This is a genomic window from Agrobacterium sp. NPDC058088, from assembly GCF_042885035.1.
Classification (GTDB): Bacteria; Pseudomonadota; Alphaproteobacteria; order Rhizobiales; family Rhizobiaceae; genus Agrobacterium.
In genome coordinates, this window is sequence record NZ_JBHVSU010000007.1 from 62439 (window position 1) to 82889 (window position 20451).

16 protein-coding genes are annotated in these 20451 nt (G+C 59.1%); 8 read left to right on the top strand and 8 right to left on the bottom strand.

Annotated elements, in window-relative coordinates; genetic code table 11:
* The first annotated feature begins 15 nt into the window (after window positions 1-15).
* Window positions 16-1530: a choline-sulfatase gene (gene betC / locus ACFVTJ_RS18230; RefSeq protein WP_386909766.1), complete on the top strand. Its 1515-nt coding sequence runs from the start codon at window positions 16-18 to the stop codon at window positions 1528-1530.
* Between the two features lie 17 nt (window positions 1531-1547).
* Here the strand turns inward: betC and ACFVTJ_RS18235 are convergent, their stop codons facing one another.
* The 6 genes from ACFVTJ_RS18235 to ACFVTJ_RS18260 are packed head-to-tail and all read right to left on the bottom strand — an operon-like array spanning window position 1548 to window position 8048.
* Window positions 1548-2441, bottom strand: a complete 894-nt coding sequence (locus ACFVTJ_RS18235) for a carbohydrate kinase family protein (RefSeq protein ID WP_386909768.1) — start codon at window positions 2439-2441, stop codon at window positions 1548-1550.
* Window positions 2438-3478: an ABC transporter ATP-binding protein gene (locus ACFVTJ_RS18240; protein ID WP_386909770.1), complete on the bottom strand. Its 1041-nt coding sequence runs from the start codon at window positions 3476-3478 to the stop codon at window positions 2438-2440. Before ACFVTJ_RS18240 ends, ACFVTJ_RS18235 begins: the two co-directional genes overlap by 4 nt.
* Window positions 3478-4992 carry an argininosuccinate lyase gene (argH, locus tag ACFVTJ_RS18245; protein WP_386909772.1) on the bottom strand — a complete coding sequence of 505 codons (1515 nt, stop codon included), beginning with the start codon at window positions 4990-4992 and terminating at the stop codon, window positions 3478-3480. Before argH ends, ACFVTJ_RS18240 begins: the two co-directional genes overlap by 1 nt.
* A 4-nt stretch (window positions 4993-4996) precedes the next feature.
* Complete coding sequence (locus tag ACFVTJ_RS18250) at window positions 4997-5839, bottom strand: carbohydrate ABC transporter permease (RefSeq protein WP_386909774.1); 843 nt, start codon at window positions 5837-5839, stop codon at window positions 4997-4999.
* The gene (locus ACFVTJ_RS18255; protein ID WP_386909775.1) at window positions 5836-6777 is read right to left on the bottom strand and encodes a carbohydrate ABC transporter permease; all 942 of its coding nucleotides are present in this window, start codon (window positions 6775-6777) and stop codon (window positions 5836-5838) included. Before ACFVTJ_RS18255 ends, ACFVTJ_RS18250 begins: the two co-directional genes overlap by 4 nt.
* Before the next feature lie 17 nt (window positions 6778-6794).
* Window positions 6795-8048: an extracellular solute-binding protein gene (locus tag ACFVTJ_RS18260; protein WP_386909777.1), complete on the bottom strand. Its 1254-nt coding sequence runs from the start codon at window positions 8046-8048 to the stop codon at window positions 6795-6797.
* A gap of 254 nt (window positions 8049-8302) precedes the next feature.
* On the opposite strand from ACFVTJ_RS18260, the gene ACFVTJ_RS18265 reads away from it, so the two are divergent.
* The 3 genes from ACFVTJ_RS18265 to ACFVTJ_RS18275 are packed head-to-tail and all read left to right on the top strand — an operon-like array spanning window position 8303 to window position 12859.
* Window positions 8303-9529, top strand: a complete 1227-nt coding sequence (locus ACFVTJ_RS18265) for an ROK family protein (protein ID WP_386909779.1) — start codon at window positions 8303-8305, stop codon at window positions 9527-9529.
* Between the two features lie 19 nt (window positions 9530-9548).
* Window positions 9549-11951: a PIG-L family deacetylase gene (locus tag ACFVTJ_RS18270; protein ID WP_386909782.1), complete on the top strand. Its 2403-nt coding sequence runs from the start codon at window positions 9549-9551 to the stop codon at window positions 11949-11951.
* Window positions 11948-12859 carry a DMT family transporter gene (locus tag ACFVTJ_RS18275; RefSeq protein ID WP_386909784.1) on the top strand — a complete coding sequence of 304 codons (912 nt, stop codon included), beginning with the start codon at window positions 11948-11950 and terminating at the stop codon, window positions 12857-12859. Before ACFVTJ_RS18270 ends, ACFVTJ_RS18275 begins: the two co-directional genes overlap by 4 nt.
* A 3-nt stretch (window positions 12860-12862) precedes the next feature.
* Here ACFVTJ_RS18275 and ACFVTJ_RS18280 read toward each other — a convergent pair whose 3' ends face one another.
* Window positions 12863-13330, bottom strand: coding sequence for a hypothetical protein (locus ACFVTJ_RS18280; RefSeq protein WP_386909786.1), 468 nt, complete (start codon window positions 13328-13330; stop codon window positions 12863-12865).
* Between the two features lie 77 nt (window positions 13331-13407).
* Window positions 13408-14295 carry an AraC family ligand binding domain-containing protein gene (locus ACFVTJ_RS18285; protein ID WP_386909788.1) on the bottom strand — a complete coding sequence of 296 codons (888 nt, stop codon included), beginning with the start codon at window positions 14293-14295 and terminating at the stop codon, window positions 13408-13410.
* Window positions 14296-14493: 198 nt separating this feature from the next.
* On the opposite strand from ACFVTJ_RS18285, the gene ACFVTJ_RS18290 reads away from it, so the two are divergent.
* The 4 genes from ACFVTJ_RS18290 (at window position 14494) to ACFVTJ_RS18305 (ending at window position 20439) form a co-directional block, all read left to right on the top strand.
* Window positions 14494-15960 carry an alpha-glucosidase/alpha-galactosidase gene (locus ACFVTJ_RS18290; RefSeq protein WP_386909789.1) on the top strand — a complete coding sequence of 489 codons (1467 nt, stop codon included), beginning with the start codon at window positions 14494-14496 and terminating at the stop codon, window positions 15958-15960.
* A gap of 105 nt (window positions 15961-16065) precedes the next feature.
* On the top strand, window positions 16066-18153 hold the full coding sequence (locus tag ACFVTJ_RS18295; protein WP_386909791.1) for an ABC transporter substrate-binding protein: 2088 nt from the start codon (window positions 16066-16068) through the stop codon (window positions 18151-18153).
* A 140-nt stretch (window positions 18154-18293) separates the two neighbouring features.
* Complete coding sequence (locus tag ACFVTJ_RS18300; protein WP_386909793.1) at window positions 18294-19301, top strand: ABC transporter permease; 1008 nt, start codon at window positions 18294-18296, stop codon at window positions 19299-19301.
* Between the two features lies 1 nt (window position 19302).
* Window positions 19303-20439 carry an ABC transporter permease gene (locus ACFVTJ_RS18305; RefSeq protein WP_386909795.1) on the top strand — a complete coding sequence of 379 codons (1137 nt, stop codon included), beginning with the start codon at window positions 19303-19305 and terminating at the stop codon, window positions 20437-20439.
* Window positions 20440-20451 lie beyond the last annotated feature (12 nt).

Consider the following 20451-nt stretch of genomic DNA (forward strand, 5'->3'; position numbering starts at 1 on the left):
AATCGGAAAGTGGAAATGCCGCGTCCCAATATCCTGATCCTGATGGCCGACCAGTTCAACGGGACGTTCTTTCCCGATGGTCCGGCCGATTTTCTCCACGCACCCCATCTGAAAGCCTTGGCGAAGCGCTCTGTCCGCTTCGCCAATACCTATACGGCAAGCCCGCTCTGCGCACCGGCCCGCGCCTCCTTCATGTCCGGGCAATTGCCCAGCCGCACGCGGGTTTACGATAATGCCGCCGAATTCGCTTCCGATATTCCGACCTATGCGCATCACCTGCGGGCGGCGGGTTATTACACCGGTCTTTCGGGTAAGATGCATTTCGTCGGCCCGGACCAGTTGCATGGCTTCGAGGAGCGTCTGACGACAGATATCTATCCCGCCGATTTCGGCTGGACACCTGATTATACCAAGCCGGGTGAGCGGATCGACTGGTGGTATCACAATCTTGGTTCGGTGACCGGCGCAGGTGTCGCGGAAATCACCAACCAGATGGAGTATGATGACGAGGTCGCCTATAACGCTACCCGCAAGCTTTACGACCTGTCGCGTCGTCTCGATGACCGGCCGTGGTGCCTGACAGTCAGCTTCACCCATCCGCACGATCCCTATGTGGCGCGGCGTAAGTTCTGGGATCTTTACGAGGATTGTCCGGCGCTCGATCCGCAGTCGGAGGCGATTGCCTTCCAGGAGCAGGACCCGCATTCCAAGCGGCTGCTGGAAGCCTGTGATCATGAGGCATTCGAGATTACAGGCGAGCAGATACGCCGGGCGCGGCGCGGTTATTTCGCCAATATCTCCTATATTGACGAAAAGATCGGCGAAATCCTCGACGTCTTGAAGGCGACCCGGATGGAGGAGGAGACGATCATTCTCTTCCTGTCCGACCATGGCGATATGCTGGGCGAGCGTGGCCTGTGGTTCAAGATGTGTTTCTTCGAAGGCTCTGCCCGTGTGCCGCTGATGGTGGCCGCACCCGGTTGGCAGCCGGCCCTTATCGACGCGCCGGTCTCGACACTCGATGTCACGCCGACACTCTGTGGCCTGGCGGGTCTCGATATAACCTCTCTCAAGCGCTGGACGGATGGCGAGGATCTTGCGGCGTTGGCTATGGGAACCGGCGGACGTGGCCCGGTGCCGATGGAATATGCCGCCGAAGGCTCGGTCGCACCGCTCGTCGCCATCAGGAATGGGCGCTACAAGCTGTCGGTCTGCGAGGCCGATCCGCCGTTGCTCTATGATATCGAGGCGGACCCTGAGGAGCGCACGAACCTTGCCGGCGATCCTGTTTTCAGTGCTGTGCTCTCATCGCTTTCCGCCGAGATTGGCCGGCGTTGGCAATTGCCGGTCTTCGACGCAGCCGTTCGCGAAAGTCAGGCGCGGCGCTGGGTGGTCTATAAGGCGCTGCGCAACGGCGCCTATTACCCGTGGGACTACCAGCCCCTGCAGAAAGCCTCGGAACGCTACATGCGCAACCACATGGACCTCAACGTGCTGGAGGAAAACCAGCGTTTTCCGCGCGGAGAGTGAAACAGGCGGGATGCTTTTCAAGCGGCGGCGACCACCCTTGGTGCACCGCCTGCCGCCTGCACGGCAAGGCTGCCCGCAGCCACCCCGGCTTTGAGGCATCGCTGGTCGTCCTGTCCCTTAAGCCACGCATCGAGAAAACCGGCATTAAAGGCGTCGCCTGCGCCGGTCGTATCGATAACCGGGACTTCCTGGGCCGCCACATGCCGCAGCCCCATCTGAGAGGAAACCCACGCGCCCTGCGCGCCGCCTTTCAAGGCCACGACGGGAAACGCCTCTGATAAAGCGCGGATCGCGGTTTTCGGATCAGAATGGCCAGTGATCGCTTCGGCCTCTTCGAGATTAGGCAAAAACACGTCGACGCCGGCACAGGCCTTGAGCAGGCCCCTGTCATAGATCAGCGAAGCATCCCAGCTTGGATCGAGCGAAACGGACAATCCGCTTGCCTTGGCGCGCAAGACCAGATCGGGAATCTCGTGCAGAGTAGCGAATTCGGCGATGTGAAGATGCAGTGCCTTGCCCCACGCAAAGGCGGCCTCCAATGTCGAAGGCCGCGCGGCCCCGGCACGGCGCGTCAAAAATGCCCGGTCCTGACCGACCACGGTCGCCACCGTGACTTGCGGTCCGGCATCTGCTGCATGTTCCAGAAACTGCAGGTCGACGCCGCTCTGCGCCATTTTCTCACCGATATCGCGCGAAAACGTATCGGTGCCCAGTCTTGCAAGCAGCGCAACCGGGCGGCCTATATGGGCAAAATGTGCGGCGGCAATGAAGGCGCCGCCGCCGGCTGCGATTTCCATGTCTCGGGCAAAAAGTTCCCGGCCGAGCACTGGCAGTTCATCAAGACCGGTGAAGATGAGGTCACAGTAGATCCGGCCGATGCTGATGACGGCAGTTTTTTCCGTTGTCATCATGCGCGGCCCAGAAGCTTTTCCGTCTTGGCGTCGAAAAGATAAAGCGAACCTCGCTCTGCCTGGCATTGCAGCCGGCTGCCGACGGCCGGAATGGTTTTGCTTCTCGCAGTGGCAATTACCGAACTTGTGTCGGTGTCCAGATGAACGAGCGTCTCCGGCCCAAGCGGCTCGACTGCCGTTACCGTTCCTTCCAGGGTAAACGTTGCCTGTGCAGCACCGTTCTCGCCGACCAACAGATCATGCGGCCGGACGCCAATCAGAAGTTCACCCGTGGCGGAGGGCGCAACGCTGTCGCCGGCGCTCGTTCCGCGCAGGAGGTTCATCGAGGGGCTGCCGATGAAGCGTGCGGTGAAGATATCGACAGGTGTTTCGTAAAGTTCCGTCGGCGTGCCGACCTGCAGGATATGACCGTCCTTCATCACCACGATGCGATCCGCCATGGTCATGGCTTCCACCTGATCATGGGTAACGTAGACGGTTGTCGTCTTAAGACGTTGGTGCAAGCGCTTGATTTCAATGCGCATCTGCGATCTCAACTGCGCGTCGAGATTGGATAGCGGCTCATCGAAAAGGAAAGCGGCGGGATCGCGCACCATGGCGCGGCCGATGGCGACGCGCTGCCGCTGGCCGCCCGACAAAGCCGCGGGACGGCGGTCTAGCAGGGCTTCAAGCCCCAGCACCCGGCCTGCCTCCTCGATGCGGCGGTTCTTTTCCTCGCGGTCAAGTTTCGAGGTGTAGAGGCCAAAGCCGATATTCTGGCGAACCGTCATATGCGGGTAGATCGCATAGTTCTGGAACACCATGGCGATGTTGCGCTGCTTCGGTTCTTTCTCATTGACGACGTTACCGGCGATCTTCAGCGTGCCGTCGGAAATCGCTTCCAGCCCGGCGATCATCCTGAGGGTGGTGGATTTTCCGCAGCCAGAGGGGCCGACAAAAACGACGAACTCGCCGTCCTTAATTGCCAGGTCTATGCCCTTGACCGCGTCGACCTTGCCGTAGCGCTTCACGAGTTGATTGAGTTCGATTGTCGCCATTATCGCGCTCCCGTCAGGGCGGTGAATTTCTTTGCCAGTTCGGCGGCTTTCGCCGCTTCGTGATCGGCGAAACGCCGTGCTTCCGCCTCGAATGCAGCGAGCGTGCTGCGATAGGTAGCAATCGCCTCCCGCATCGGTTCGGGGGCAGGGCCGCCGAAACGGCTGCGGACTGCGACGAAGTGCTCGGGCGAGACGATCTGCCTGAATTTTTCCTCGTCGATGCCGGTCTCGCGCCCCGTCAGTTCATGAAACGCCTTGAGGAAGGGCTGGTAACCGTCATTCGGCAGGTCACCCTTCAGGGCGACGACGCTTTTGGCGACGGTCGCGGCAATTTCATGTGCCTGTCGGAAAGAAAGGTCTTCGATGCGGACAAGCGAATCCGCCAGTTCCGTGATGGTGATGCAGGAGCGGCGAATATTCTGGTCGACCCTTTCAGGATCGATGCTGATCTGGCCAACGAGGCTGGCGAGAAGATCGAGAACGCGGCCGGCAGAGGCGAAGGCTTCGTAACCCATGCCCTGCGTCTCGCCCTCGCTGTCATTCATGTCGGTGAAGGGCGTATTGTGCATCAGGTCCAGCACGGTCCGCGCCCGGCCGAAGGTCTGGCTGGCGAGGTGGCGCAGATGTTCGATCGGCACCGGGTTGCGTTTTTGCGGCATGATAGAGGAAATCTGCACTAGCGAATTCGGAACATAGATCTGGCCGACCTCAAAACTCGTCCAGAACTGGAAGTCCTGAATAAGCCGGCCGAGATGCAGGAACATCAGTTCGATCGCGCCATAGGTTGCCGTTGTATAGTCGACGGCTGCGATGCAGGAATAGGAATTGCGCAACGGTTCAGCAAACCCCAGCAATTCGGCAACGCGTGCCCGATCGATGGGAAAGCCAGAGGTGGTGATGGCGGCCGCGCCCATCGGCGAAAGATCAACGATGCGGCGTGCCTCCGCAAAGCGGTCAATATCCCGGATCAACACTTCGATGGCGGCAGAAAGGTAATGGCCGAAGGTGGTGGGTTGGGCCGGTTGCCCATGGGTATAGGCCACGATCAGTGTGGATTGGTTACGCTCGGCGGCATCGATCAGCGCTTTCAGCAGAACACGCGCCTTGGCGGTCAGCGTGTCGATCTTGTCCTTCAGACCGATCTTGAACAGCGTGTGATCGATATCGTTGCGCGAACGTGCAGTGTGCAGGCGACCGGCGACATCGACGCCGATGCGGGCTTTCAGTTCCTTCTCGATCAGGAAGAAGAAATCCTCGACTTCGCCGGTATAGACGAGCTCGGAGGGCTCAATGGTCCTGTCGATATCCTCAAGCGCGCCGGCGATCTTGGCCGCTGTTTCGGCATCGAGAATGCCGGTTTCGCGCAGCATGACCAGATGGGCGCGGTCTATGCGGCGGAAGCCGTCGACATGGTGGTTCTTGGCGCCATCGAAAAGCGGGCGCAGCACGGTTTCCTTATAGACGGGGTCGGGAAACTTGCTGGTATCCGACTGGCGCGGGTTGATATCGGCCATGATATTATCCTTTCAAGCCCGCCAACATCACACCGCGCACGATGTAGCGTTGCAGGACGATGAAGACGATGAGGGTAGGGATGGTCGCAATGGCTGCGCCCGTCATGATCATTTCCCACTGGATCTGCTGTTCCACGGCAAAGCTCGAAAGACCGACCGGCAGGGTGTAGAGCTCTTTGCTTGTCGTGACGATCAACGGCCAGAAAAAGGCTGTCCAGTTGCCGAGGAAGGTGAAGATCGCGAGTGCGGAGAGCGCTGGTGTGACGAGCGGCAGGGCCACTTTCCACCAGATCTGGAATTCATTCAGCCCATCAACGCGCGCGGCCTCGATGAAGTCGTTCGGAACCGTCTCGAAGAACTGCTTCATCAGGAAGGTGCCGAAGGCCGTCATCATGCCGGGGAACATGATGCCCCAGTAGCTGTCGAGCCAGCCCAACTGGCTGGACATCAGATACCATGGGATAACAAGCATTTCTGTCGGTATCATCAGCGTGGAAAGAATGGCGAGGAAGATGAAGTAGCGTCCGCGAAACTCGAATTTCGCCAAGGTATAACCAACCAGACTGTCGAAAAAGCAGTTGGAGACGGTGACGAGGACCGCAACCAGCGTCGAGTTGAAGAACCAGCGCAGGAAACGGCCATCAGCCATGACGGTCATGTAGTTTGCGATTGTCGGTGCAGCGGGAATGAGGCGCAGATCATAGACCTGATCCGCCGTCTTGAACGAGGTCGCGAACATGAACAGCAGCGGCGAGACCATGATCAGGCCGCCGATGAACAGCAGCGTCCAGGCGATGATGCGGCCGGGGCGGATGCGGGCGTGGGAGAGTGGCGAGGATTCGCTCATTTCTTTTCCCTCAGGACCCAGAGCTGGATCAGCGATACGACAAGAAGAATGGTGAAGAGGACCACAGTCTGCGCGGCCGCATAGCCCATCGCATAGGAATTGAACGCGGTCTGGTAGATCATCAGCACCAGCGGTTTGGTGGAACCTAGCGGGCCGCCCGGATCGTTGGTGGTCATGTTATAGACCTGGTCGAAAATCCGCAGGAAACCGATCGATGAAAATACGACAAGGAAAACGGTGGTGGGTTTCAGAAGCGGCAGCGTGATCTTGCGCAGGATTGCCCATTCACCCAGCCCGTCTATGCGAGCGGCTTCGTAGAATGTCGTGGGAATGGCGCGCAAGCCGGCCATGAAGATGATGATCTGGAAACCGAGCCCCGCCCAGATGGCGGTTACCATGACCGAATAAAGCGCCTGATCGGTGGAGCGGATGAACGGCTGCTGAGGAATGCCGATCATGCCGAGCACGTCATTGATGATGCCGATGGGCGGGGGCTGATAAAACCAGCGCCAAACCCAGGCCATCGCCGCTGCGGTTGTCAGGTAGGGCAGGAAATAGAGCGCGCGGATGAAACCGTGCAGAATACGCACCCGGTCCAGATAAAAGGCGATGACGAAAGCCAGAACGAGGCTGATCGGCGTGCCGACGATGAGATAGGTGAAGGTGTTCTTGAAAACCTTCCAGAATTGCGGGTCCTTGAACAGCTTGACGTAATTGGCCGTGCCTATGAACTTTGCCGGCCTGAGCAAGTCCCAGTTGGTGAAGGATAGATAGAAGGCCTGCAGCGTCGGATAAAAACGGATGACGCTGTAAAACAGGATCGGGATCGCCAAAAAGCTCCAGATCCACAAAAGCCGTTTGGTGCGCATGGAAAGGCGATCTCCGAAGGAGCCGCCGGGGCGGCCGGATGCCGCCCCCTGTTGATCTATCGCTGTCATGGTTGGACCTGCGGTTTTCAGGGTTTCGCCGCGTCGATGATTTCCTGCTCGGCCTCGGCGGCCTGCTTGATGGAATCCTCGACCGACTGGCCTTCGAGAAGCACACGGTTGGTCATGTCGATGGCATTCTGCCGTTGGGCGGCTTCATCCATGAACAGCGTCGTATGGGCATATTCCAGTCCCTTCAGGAACGGCGCGTAGATAGGGTCCTTCAGGTTTTCTTCGGTCAGCGCCGCGGAGCGCCGCGCCGGTAGTTCCCCTACCGTCTTCAACCAGATAGCCATGGCTTCCGGCGAGGAGATATAAGCGAGGAACTTCTTGGAGGCCTCAAGCTCTTCACCCGTGGTCTTGGCGCTGATGCCGTTGGCGAAGTAGCTGGCATAGTTGGAGCGGATGTTTTTGTCATTGGTGGGAAGCTCGGTCACGCCCCACTCGAAATCCTTGATGGTGCGGAACGAGCCCAGCCGGAAGGTGCCGTCGATGGTCATGCCCGCCTTGCCGGCGCGGAAGGCGGCCTGGCCCTCATCCATGAAACCCGCCTGGCCTATCTTCTTTTCAAGCTGCAGGCTGGTGTAGAATTTCAGCGCCTGAATGCCCGGCTCGCTGTTGTAAGCGACCTTCTGGTCGTTATCGGTATAGGGCTCGCCGCCATATTGACGGATGAGGACTTCGCGCCACCACTGGTGATCCTGACCGCCCATGTCGAGTGTGGAGCCAGCAACCGTCAGGTTTCCAGCGGTATCGTGCTTGGCGATTTTCTCGGCTGTAGCAACAAACTCGTCGAGCGTCTTTGGTGGATTGGCGGGATCGAGACCGGCTTCGGTGAAGAGCTTCTTGTTGTAGAACAGCGCAAGCGAACGAACCGCTGTCGGCAGGCCATAATAGTCGTCGCCGCGTTTCATGGCGCTGACGATCGGGAAAAACTCGCTTTCGATTTTGTCATGCGGGAAGGTATCGACCGGCAGTGGCTGCAAAATGCCGCCAGCGGCGAATTTGTCGAGCCAGCCGTAAAACAGCTGCATCACGTCTGGGCCCTTGCCGGACATGTTGGCGGCAATCACGCGCGTCTGGTAGTCGGCGTAAGGAAAGGTCACCTGCTTGACGGTGATATCAGGATTGGCCTTCTGGAATTCCGCGATCAGCTCATCCATGGCTTTCACACGGGTGTCGAAGACATATTGCCAATATTCGATTTCAACTGCCTGTGCGGCGTTGAATGCAAATGTGCTGAAACCGGCAACCAAGCCGGCGAACAGAGTTGCCCTGCGCATGTAAGCCTCCTTTTCCTCCGCCCGGTCTTCCGGATGCGGAGCGATCGTTCCCTTTATCCGCGCTTTCGCGCGTGCTCATCGATTTACCGGCAGCGGAGTTTCCTCTTCCGCCCCAAGCAAGCCTGACCCCCGGTCGCCCTCTACGGTTCTCCGAAGGCGCGCCTTTGTCAATAAGATAATTTACTTGAATTATTATATTGCGCTTATCCTCAATTCGACGCTATGAATTTTCTAACAGACGGGAAGTTGAAGAGATGACGGTGCACACGGTGGACGCTTATCCCGTAGCAATCGGAAAAAATCCCGAGCGGAGCCGGGAGCACAACAGGCGAGTCGTTCTCGACCTCGTGCGGCGGCACGGCTCACTCGGTCGCGCCCAGATTGCCAAGATTACCCATCTCACCCCGCAGGCGGTTGCCAATATCGTCGACGAGCTGGTTGGCGAGGAATTGCTGAAGGAACTCGGCCGTCGTCGCACCGGGCGGGGGCAGCCGCCGATCCAGTTCGCGGTCAATCCTGATGGCGGGGCAACGATCGGCGTCGAGATCGCCGCAGACCACATGGTCACCGTCGGCCTCGATCTTGCCGGCGTGCTTCGCACGCAGCGTGTCACCTCTCTCAAGGACACGACGCCGGAAGCCATCCTTAAAACCTTTGCGGCGGAACATGCCGCGGTTGCAAAGAATGTCGGATGCCGGCTTCTGGGTACCGGCGTCGTCATGCCCGGCCCCTTCGAGATCGATGGCATGACCTCCGTCGGACCAACGACACTCTCCGGCTGGGTGGGTATCGATGCGCGCCAGATGCTGAGCGAGGCCTGCGGCCAACAGGTCGTGGTGGAAAACGATGCGACAGCCGCCGCCGTCGGCGAACGCCTGTTCGGCGCAGGGCTGGCGATCCCGAATTTCTGCATGATCTATTTCGGCGTGGGTATCGGCCTCGGCATCATTCAGGATGGTTCACCCTATCGCGGCGCATTCGGGAACGCCGGAGAAATAGGCCATGTCACCGTTTCACCAAAGGGAAGGCCTTGCCCATCCTGCGGACAGAGAGGGTGTCTCGAAGCCTATGCCTCGGCTTACGTGCTGAAGGAAAAACTCCGTTGTGCCGGTGTTGCGGATACGGAGCTTGACGATCTTGAAGTCCTGTTCAAGGCGGGTCATCCGGTGGTGATGGAATGGATCGATGAGGCCGCTGCCCATCTGGCGCCGATGGTTGCGATGCTCGAAAACATCCTCGATCCGCAGACTGTCATTCTCGGCGGTGCGCTACCCGAAGCCATCATTAGCGAGATTATTCAGCAAATGGGGCATCTGCCGACCTCGGTCGCAAGCCGCAGGCAGCGCGAACTGCCGCGTGTCATGCACGGCAAATCGGGGCAGTTGACCGCGGCACTCGGTGCAGCCGCGTTGCCGCTGTTCAATATCGTGACACCAAAACTCGAGACATCCACGGGAGCTGCAACGCAGGCACCCGGCTGAAATTTGGAGGAGACCGCCCATGCTTAACCCCCGGGAGCGCATCGAACGGCAGATGGCCGATCCATGGCTTGTGCGTCTGCACCGCAAGCTGAGCGCGCTGAAATCCACCGTCACCGTCATGCATACCGGCGCGCATCCGGACGACGAGCAGAACGGACTTCTCGCCTATTTCCGCATGGAGCTCGGCATGCGCACCATCATTGCCTGCTCGACACGCGGTGAGGGCGGTCAGAATGCGCTGGGGCCGGAACGGCTCGGCGCGCTCGGCGTCATCCGGTCACGGGAGCTTGAAGAGGCGGCGCGTGTCATCGATTCTGACATCAGCTGGCTCGGCCATGGTCCGGCGGATATTATCCACGATTTCGGTTTCTCCAAGGATGGCGACCAGACTTTTGGCCGCTGGGGGCAGCAGCGCATCGTCGAAAGGCTGGTCCGCGCCTATCGCAAGGAGCGGCCGGACATCGTCATTCCGACCTTTCTCGACGTGCCGGGACAACACGGTCACCACCGCGCCATGACGCGTGCGGCGAAAAGCGCAATCACGCTGGCGGCGGATCCTTCAGCCTATCCGGAGCATTCTGCCGAAGGGCTCAAACCGTGGCAGGTGGCGAAATTCTACCTGCCGGCATGGTCGGGCGGCGGCGACACCTATGACGACGAAGTGCCGCCGCCGGAAACGACGCTGTCGGTTCGCGCGCCAGGCAAGGAACCGGCGACCGGCGCGCAATATGATCGCATCGGCGAGTGGTCACGCTATTACCATGCATCGCAAGGAATGGGACATTGGCCGAAGCAGGCGCAGGAAATCTGGCCGCTGCATCTCGAACTTTCCAGCGGTGCGGAAGGTGAAGAAAGTTCGATCCTCGACAATCTACCGTCCGCCCTTGCCGATCTAGCCGCTTTCCCGGGGCTGGATGCCGAATTGGCAAATGCGCTGGTAAAGGCCGAAGAGGCCATCACTTCCGCAGTTTCGGCTTTTCCCGACAGACAAGGCATCATCGCGCAACTGCTGAAGGCGGCTGGGCTGCTGCAGAAGGTCGATGAAGCCGCGAGTGCGGATTTCAGCGCGTTGCATGCGCACAGGATCGCACGCAAGCGGGCGCAGGTCGATGCGGCCATCCTGACGGCGCTCGATCTTTTCGAGCGGGCCTATGCCGAGCCGGCAGAGCTCGTTCCGGGAGGAAGCTCGGCTCTTTATGTGGAGCTGGCAGACAGGGCGGCGGAATTTGAAGTCAATGTCGACCCGGTTCTGCCTCCTGGTGTTTCGTCTTCGGTTCAGTCGCGTGGCCAGACGCTGGTCTTTTCGCTTGCCGCTGATCAGGATGCCCCGGTTTCCGGGCTCTATCAGCCGGACTGGAAAGCATCGGGCGGCAATGGTCATGCCTTTTTGCGCCTTTCCGCAAGGGTTGAAGGCCGGGAGATTTCCGCCCTCTATGATCTGGAGGAGCCGTTTTTTGTTACACCCGCGCAGTCGCTGACGATTTCGCCCGAGGCGCTTCTGGTGCCGCTGGGGCAGGGGCAGGGTACACCGGGTTTTCAGGTCCACATCAAGGGTGCGGATACACCGGTATCCTTCCGCGCTGCCGGTGGCTGGAGCCTGCGCAAGAGCGGTAACGGCTGGGTGGCCGAACGCACGGGAAACACGACGGCCGGCCTTGCCGAGATCGACGCGGGTGTCGGTTCGCAACCGGCTTTCCAGATTACCCCCATCGCATATCCCCATATCGGCAGGGCAAGGTTTCTCGCCCCTTCTGCCCTGAAAATCCTCTCGCTGGACCTCAAGCTGCCGGCGGGGGCGCGCGTGGGCTATGTTGGAGGCGGTGCCGACAGGGTGGGCCTCTGGCTTTCACGGATGGGCCTTGATGTCACCGAACTCGACGCGCAGGCGCTTGCCGGTGATCTTTCCTCCTTTACCACTGTCGTCGTCGGCATATTTGCCTTCGGCATCCGCAGGGATCTTGCCGCGGCAACGGAAAGACTTCATCGTTTCGTGGAAAATGGCGGTCATCTGGTCACGCTTTATCATCGACCGACGGATGGCTGGAACCCGGAGACGACGCCAGTGCGGCGTCTTGAAATCGGCAAGCCATCATTGCGCTGGCGGGTGACGGACCCGAAAGCGGAGGTAACGGTTCTATTGCCAGATCACCCTTTACTGGCTGGCCCTAACGCCATCGATACCGCCGACTGGGCGGGCTGGGATAAAGAGCGCGGTCTTTATTTCGCGTCGCGGTGGGATGATGTCTACGAGCCCCTGCTTGCCATGCATGATGTCGATGAACAGCCGCTTAAGGGCGCGCTGGTCTCAGGCATCATCGGCAAGGGCCGGCATACGCACACCAGCCTCGTGCTGCATCACCAGATGGACAAGCTTGTGCCCGGGGCATTCCGCCTCATGGCCAATCTCGTGCAGCCGGCGTGAATGGCAACGGCCAAAACGAGAAACAGGAAAGCCCGCGTGAAACGGATACGCGCGCGGGCATAGGCTGGCTATTGCTGGACATGACCCTTGTCTCGGGTGGCATGACCGCGCTCGTCAAGGCGCAGGGTGCCACCTATCCCGCCTTCCAGCTTGTCTTCATCAGGGCGATGATCGGTCTGCTGTTCATCCTGCCGCTGATCTGGCGGCACAGAGGTGAAATGGTGCGCGTCAAATATCCGTGGCGCAACATTTTCCGCATCTGCTGCAATGCCATCGCGCTCACGAGCAATTTTATCGCCATTACCCTCTTGCCGCTTGCGACAGTCAATGCCGTTGGTTTTTCCCGGCCATTGGTGACGATGGCGATGGCCGTTGCCGTTTTGGGCGAGAGGGTGAGCCGTTTTCGCTGGGCGGGGGCCATTCTGGCATTCTTCGGTGTTCTCGTCGTCATAGGGCCGGGCGGCGCAGAATTTGGCTTGGGCGTGTTTGTTGTTCTGATATCGGTGGTCTTCGGCGCGCTTGCGGTGATCCAGACACGGGCGCTGCGGCAGGAAAACACCACGGTCATGATGGTGTTCTATACGGTCGGGCTCGCCGTCATCACGGCGGCGCCGGCGATCTGGACATGGAAGCCGGTGGAATCGTTCGACTGGGTTCCGCTGCTCGGCATTGGATTGCTGGCTCAGATGGGGCAATATTGTTTTCTGCGGGCCTATCGTATCGCCGATGCCAGCGTACTGGCGCCCGTCGGTTACCTGTCGATCCTGTTCGTGACCGCTGTCGGATATTTCCTCTTCGATGAGGTGCCAGAAACCCGCGTTGTACTTGGTATCGTCATCATCCTCGTCTCGCTGCAGTCCACTGCCCTTGCGGAATATCTTCTGAAGAGGGTGCGGCGAAAACGATGATTGTTACCGCTGCTGCGCCAGGAGGCGGAGCCGTATCCAGCTTAGCGCGGAGGACTTGGCGCGATCGTAAAAGGCGCGGGCGAAGCGCACGTAGCGCATGATCCATGCCAGCCAGCCATAGGTCAGGAGCTTTTCCCGGCCCGCATGATAGATGCGCTCGACAATAAGGAAGGTCGAAAGATGGGCAAGGATCGTCAAAATGACCCCCGATTTGAAAGCGCCATGGGCGATGAGGACGAGGCCGACGATCTTCATCGGCTCGGCGATCGCAAAGGGGACGGCAAGACAGAGAAGAATGGCAAGACGCGGCAATCGTGCGATCCGGCTTTCCAGCCGCTGGATGAATGTCAGCTTCGATATGGTCGCGATGACCGGCCGGTAGAGCGGACGGAAAATGCCGTCGAGAACGAGGGCGAAAACGATGATGGCCCTGATCGGAAAGACGAGGATTGTCCGGATTTTGCTGTTCACCTCGATAGGTCTCCAAAAAGGGTGTAACGCCCATTCTTAATCGCCTGAAACATGTCAAAACCAAGTCGCATTTCGTGTCAGCCCTGGCGAACGCTTGCATACATGCCGGTGGTGCGGAATTCGCTGGGGTTGGTGCCATAAAGTCTACGGAAGACCTTGGAAAAGTAGTTGGGATCTTCGAAGCCGCATAGTACGGACACCTCCTTGATGGGAATGTTCGCGGCCGAGGTGAGAAGCTTGGCTGCCCGGCGCAGGCGACGTTGCAGCACAAATTCTGCAGGCGGCATGCCTTCGCTTGCCGTGAAGATGCGCGAGAAATGCGCACGGCTCAAGCCCGCCACATCAGCAAGGTCACTGACCGAGAGCCGTTCGCCGAGATGGCTGTCTATGTAGCTCAGCACCTGCTGCATGGTGCGATATTCGCCACTAAAGGAAGGGTGAGAGCCGAAGACGTCATCGTAAAGTGTCATCGCCGCCTCGTAAGCGACGGCTGAGGCGGCCCCCGGCGTTTCCGCGCCATTGACGAGGCGCGAACAGCATTCGGCAAGATGATCCACGGTCTCGGGCTGGAGCTTGAGGATCGGACCGGTGACGGAGAGGATATTGCGGTGAATGCGCAGCGCTTCCTCGCCGTTCATGGAAATCCAGAAGAATTCCCACTCCTTGCCCTCTTCCAGCCAGTAGCGGTGATTATGGGGGATGAGCAGCAGCAGGGTTTCGCCCGGTCTCACCACGTAATGGCGGTTCTCGTAACGCAGGTTGCCCTGTCCGCCGATACAATATTGCAGCACGGTGAACGGCGTCTGGCCGCGCTTGCGCCCATCCCAGTCATAATTGCCGCTGCGACGGATTTCATAACCGCTGCTGGTCGGCATGGTGTGCAACGTCTGGCGGCCGCGCGGCAGGGAGACGGTGCGCATGCCGGGTCCCTGATCGATCAAATCCTGCAGCACAAAATTACCCATGAAAGCATAATCCTTCTCTGGTCCTCGCCGATATTATACGCATAATCCCGATCCGAGGAGACAGCCAGCAGGATATTGTTGCTGAAAAATTGGAGAGGAAGGCCGGTTTTCCGGGATTCTTACGGGTATTTTTCTGCAATGCCATTTTACGATCCTTAGGCCCGTTTCACCCGTTCGATTTGCAACAGAGGTGGCGTTATGAGTTTCAAAATCGCTATTATTGGCGCAGGCAGCGTCGGTTTCACGAAAAAACTGTTCACCGATCTCCTGTGTGTGCCGGAGTTTCGCGATATTGAAGTCGCGCTCACGGATATCAGCCAGCACAATCTGGATATGATCAGGGCGATCCTCGACAAGATCGTTGAGGCCAATGGTTTCCCCGTCAAGGTGACCGCCCATACGGACCGCCGCCGGGCGCTGGAGGGCGCGAAATACGTCATCAGCTGCGTGCGGGTCGGTGGGCTCGAAGCCTATGCGGACGATATCCGCATTCCACTGAAATACGGCATCGACCAGTGCGTGGGCGATACGATCTGCGCCGGCGGCATTCTCTACGGTCAGCGCAACATTCCCGTCATTCTGGATTTTTGCAAGGATATCCGCGAAGTCGCCGCACCGGGTGCGAAATTCCTGAACTATGCCAATCCCATGGCCATGAACACCTGGGCAGCCATCGAATATGGCAAGGTGGATACGGTCGGTCTCTGCCATGGCGTTCAGCACGGTGCGGAACAGATCGCCGAAATACTCGGTGCGAAATCGTCGTCCGAACTGGATTACATCTGCTCCGGCATCAACCACCAGACATGGTTCATCGATCTGAGGCTCAACGGCCGCAAGATCGGCAAGGAAGAGCTGGTCGCCGCCTTCGAGGCGCATCCGGTCTTTTCGCAGCAGGAGAAGCTGCGCATCGACGTCCTGAAGCGGTTTGGTGTTTATTCGACCGAAAGCAACGGCCATCTTTCCGAATATCTGCCGTGGTATCGCAAGCGGCCGGAAGAGATTGCTCGCTGGATCGATATGTCCGACTGGATTCACGGCGAAACCGGGGGGTATCTGCGCCACTCCACCGAAACACGCAACTGGTTCGAAACCGAGTTTCCGCAGTTCCTCGCCTCGGCCGCCAAGCCGATCGATCCGGCAAAGCGCTCCAACGAACATGCGAGCCACATTCTGGAAGCGCTGGAAACCGGGCGTGTCTATCGCGGCCATTTCAACGTCAAGAACAATGGCGTTATCAGCAATCTGCCGGCGGATGCCATCATCGAATCGCCCGGTTTTGTCGACCGTTTCGGCATCAATATGGTCTCCGGCATCACTCTGCCGGAAGCCTGTGCGGCCACTTGCATGGCCTCGATCAATGTGCAGCGCATGTCGGTCCATGCGGCGATCAGCGGCGATATCGATCTTTTGAAACTCGCCGTGCTGCATGACCCGCTGGTCGGCGCTGTCGCCACGCCGGAGGAGGTCTGGCAGATGGTGGACGAGATGGTTGTCGCGCAGGCAAGCTGGCTGCCGCAATATGCCGATGCGGTTCCGGCTGCGAAGGAGCGGCTGGCAACATCAACCGTCAAGACGCGCGACTGGGCGGGTGCTGCACGCCGCAATGTACGTTCCATCGAAGAGTTGCGGGCCGAAAAATCGGCACTGAAGAAGGCTGTCTGAGGAAAAAGCATGAAAACAGGCCGGTGGCGAAAGGGAGTTCGCCATCCGGTCTTAACGATCACAGAGGGTGGGCGCTCGAAGAGCTGCCATTTGGGAGGAATAACGATGTTACTTCAACGCAGGATCGGTACCATCGCGGCACTGGGCTTAAGTGTTTCGATGATCGCACTCAATGCGAATGCCTTCGAGACCACCACGCCGCCCGAGCCGCCGCAATTTCCGGCCGAAGGCAAGATCAACTATGTGGCACGCGACTCGATCCTCGAATTCAAGGCGCTTCCAAATTATAGCGAACCCGGCTGGATCACCGAGAAATTCGAAAAGACCGGCAAGCTGCCACCGTTGAAAGAGCGCCTGCCGGAAGAGCCGCTGGTTTATAAGACCGGCAACATGCCCGACGGCATGGGCGTTTACGGCGATACGATGCGCCATGTGGTCGGCGGCAGGCCGGAGGGCTGGAACTACATTGCCGGCCAGAGCCAGGGGTGGGGCGGCATCGATATCGCCCTTTCCGAATGCCTGACACGCACCGCACCGCTCTTCCAGGTGGACGCCAAGGATACCGAGCCGCTGCCCAATCTGGCGAAAAGCTGGGAATGGTCTGAAGATGGCCACAAGCTGACGATGCATCTCGTCAAGGGTGCGAAATGGTCCGACGGCGAGCCCTTCAACGCTGATGACGTGATGTTTTACTGGGAAGACGCCGTCATTGATCCCAATGTCTCGCCGCTTGGCGGCGGTGCATCGCCCGAGGCTTTCGGCGAGGGAACGACGCTCAAGAAGGTCGATGACTACACCGTCGAATGGACCTTCAAGGCGGCGTTTCCCAAGCAATATCTTTACACCATGGCCTATCCGAGCTTTTGCCCCGGGCCGTCGCATATTCTGAAACCGCAGCATCCGAAATATTCCAAGAACACCTATAATCAGTTCAAGAACGCGTTTCCGCCGGAATATATGAACATGCCGGTCATGGGCGCATGGGTCCCCGTGTCATACCGGCCGGATGATCTGATCGTTCTTCGTCGTAATCCCTATTACTGGAAAGTGGATGAAAAGGGCCAGCAGCTGCCCTATTTGAACGAGGTCCACTACAAGCTTTCCACCTGGGCGGACCGCGATGTGCAGGCTGTGGCGGGATCGGGCGATTTTTCCAATCTCGAGCAGCCGGAGAATTTCGTTGCCTCGCTGAAACGCGCCGCTGATCCCAATGCGCCAGCCCGCCTTGCCTTTGGGCCGCGTCTTATCGGTTATAATCTGCAGATGAATTTTTCCGCCAATGGCTGGGGCAATCCGGATGAGCGCGGACAGGCCATCCGTGAGCTGAACCGCAACGAGGTATTCCGCCAGGCCGTCACCTCCGCTCTGGATCGCAAGGCGATCGGTGACTCGCTGGTCAAGGGGCCTTTCACGGCGATCTATCCGGGTGGCATTTCGTCGGGGACAAGCTTTTATGATCGCGCTTCGACGGTCTATTACCCCTTCAACCTCGAGGCTGCCAAGGCTGCACTGGCTTCGATTGGCCTGGAGGATACGGATGGCGATGGTTTCCTGAATTTCCCCAAGGAAACGCTTGGTGGCCGTAATGTCGAGATTACCCTTCTCGTCAACAACGGGTACGCGACGGACAAGAGCCTTGCGGAAGGTCTCGTTGGCCAGATGGCGAAACTTGGGCTTCGCGTTGTCATCAACAGCCTTGATTCAAACCAGCGTGACGCCGCCCATTATGGCGGGCAGTTTGACTGGTTGGTGCGGCGCAATTCCACCGAGCTTTCATCCGTGGTGCAAAATACCGAGCAACTGGCCCCAGTCGGGCCGCGCACCAGCTGGAACCACCGCTCGCCTGAGGGCAAGGAACTGGACCTGATGCCCTTCGAGAAGGACATGGCCGACATTGTGCGCAAGTTCATATCTTCGCAGGACAATGCCGAGCGGGCCGAGCTGATGAAGCAGTACCAGAAGGTCTATACGCAGAACCTCTATACGATTGGCCTCACCGAATATCCCGGTGCCCTCATCGTCAACAAGCGGTTCTCCAATGTGCCGCAGGGTACGCCGATCTTCATGTTCAACTGGGCTGAAGACGCCATCATCCGTGAACGACTGTGGGTCGCAGCCGACAAGCAGGGCAAATATGAACTCTTCCCTGAGCAACTTCCCGGAAAGCCGGGCGAGGGCGGGCCGATCAACTAAAGCATTTTCAGGAAGTGGACCCCGGTTTTGCTGGAAATACCGAGACCCTGAAGAACTCCTCCCGGAGCACACCCGGTACCGGTCGCGCGTGAAGCGCGGCCGGCAACACACGGCCAATCCAAACCGAGGAAGACCGTTCGATGCTGAGATTTCTGACGATACGCGTGGCATCCGCCGTTCCGGTGCTGTTGATCCTGAGCGTGGTAACCTTCGCCATCATTCAGGCGCCGCCCGGCGATTACGCCGACTACATCCGCTCGCAACTGATGAACCAGGGCGGAGCTTCCTTCGAACAGGCGGAAGCGCAGGCGCAGGCCTACCGTATCGAACACGGGCTCGATAAGCCGCTTGTCGTTCAATATTTCAACTGGATCGGCGGTATCATTACTCGCGGCGATTTCGGCTACAGCTTTTATTACAACAAGCCCGTCGCCGATGTGGTTGGCGAACGCCTGCCGCGCACGATCGCGCTGGCGCTGGTCTGCCACATCTTCGCATCCGTTCTCGGCATTGCGTTCGGCATCTGGGCGGCCACACGGCAATATTCCTGGGTCGACAACCTGCTCTCTACGATCGCCTTCCTCGGCATGACGATCCCGCGCTTCTTGATGGCGCTGATCCTCGTTTATCTCATGGTGTTTCATTTCGATGTGTCGGAGATCGGCAGCTTCTTTTCACCGCAATATGGCGGTGCGCCGTGGTCATGGGCGAAATTCGTCGATCTGGTCAGCCATGTCTGGCCGGTGGTCGCCATCGCCGTCTTCGGGGGACTGGCCTACAACATGCGGGTGATGCGAGGTAATCTGCTCGATACGCTGAATGCGCAATATGTCGAGACGGCCCGCGCCAAGGGTCTTTCGGAAGGCGCCGTCATCATGCGCCATGCGGTGCCAAATGCCGTGCATCCACTCGTCATGTATCAGGGTGTGGTGCTGCCCTACATGCTGAGTGGCGAGATCGAGACCGCCATCATCTTCGCGTTGCCGACTGTCGGCCCGGCCATCGTCGGCTCCATGGCAGTGGGTGACGTCTATGTCACCGCGACCTTCATGATGGTGCTGGCTGCCACGCTTATCGTCGGCAACATCATCGCCGATATGCTGCTCGCCATGCTTGACCCGCGAGTCCGCGAATTCGGGAGGGCCTGAGATGATGGCGTTTGACGAGATGAAAACCGAAACCGCCGTCGCGGCAAAACCCGACCGCTCCACCCATGGTAACGAGACCTATCTCGCACTGGTCTGGCGGCGTCTCCGGCGCACGTTTACCGGCATGGTCGGCCTGGTCCTTGTCGCCTTGCTGATCCTGATTGCCGTCTTTGCGGATTTCTTTGCGCCGATGAACCCGCTCGAAACCCACGGCAGCTTTTCACCGCCGCAGGTCGTTCGTTTCACCGACAAGGACGGCAATTTCAGCCTTGCGCCGCGCGTCTATGCCATTGCGGAGACGGAAGAGCTCGATCCGATCACCTTCCAGCCTATCGTCGGCCCGGATTACGACAATCCCGTCTATCTCGCCTTCTTCGTGAAGGGTGCGGATTACAAACTTCTGGGTCTTATTCCGATGAGCCGGCATTTCTTCGGCTCAACCGATGGCCAGCCCGTGCATTTCCTCGGAACAGACAAGTTCGGGCGCGACGTGCTGTCGCGCGCCATCTATGGCTCACGCATATCGCTTGCCATTGCACTCAGCGTCGTCGCCATCGTTACCGTCATCGGCACCAGCGTCGGGCTGATTTCAGGCTATTTCGGCGGGCCGCTGGATGCCTGGGTGCAGCGTTTCGTGGAGGTGGTGCTCGCTTTCCCGCAATTGCCGCTCTACCTCGCGCTGACTTCCCTCATTCCCGTCACCGCGCCAACCACCGTCTTCCTCGTATTCGTGGTCGGCGTCATGTCGGCGCTTGGTTGGGCACAGATGTCGCGGGAGGTGCGCGGCAAGACCCTGGCACTGGCGCGGATCGATTATGTCCGGGCGGCGATCGCTGTCGGCGCCACCGACAGGCGCATCATCTTTCAGCACATCCTGCCGAATGTGATGAGCCACGTGATCGTCGCTGTCACCCTGCATATTCCAAGCGTCGTGCTGCTCGAATCCTTCCTCGGTTTCCTCGGCTTTGCGGTGAAACCGCCGCTGATCTCCTGGGGGCTGATGCTGCAGGATACAGCGACCTATTCGGTCATCGGCTCCTATCCGTGGATTCTTGCACCGGTCGGTTTCGTGCTGGTCACCGTCTTTGCCTTCAACGCGCTGGGCGACGGCCTGCGCGATGCCGTCGATCCCTATTGAGAGGAGCGTGAC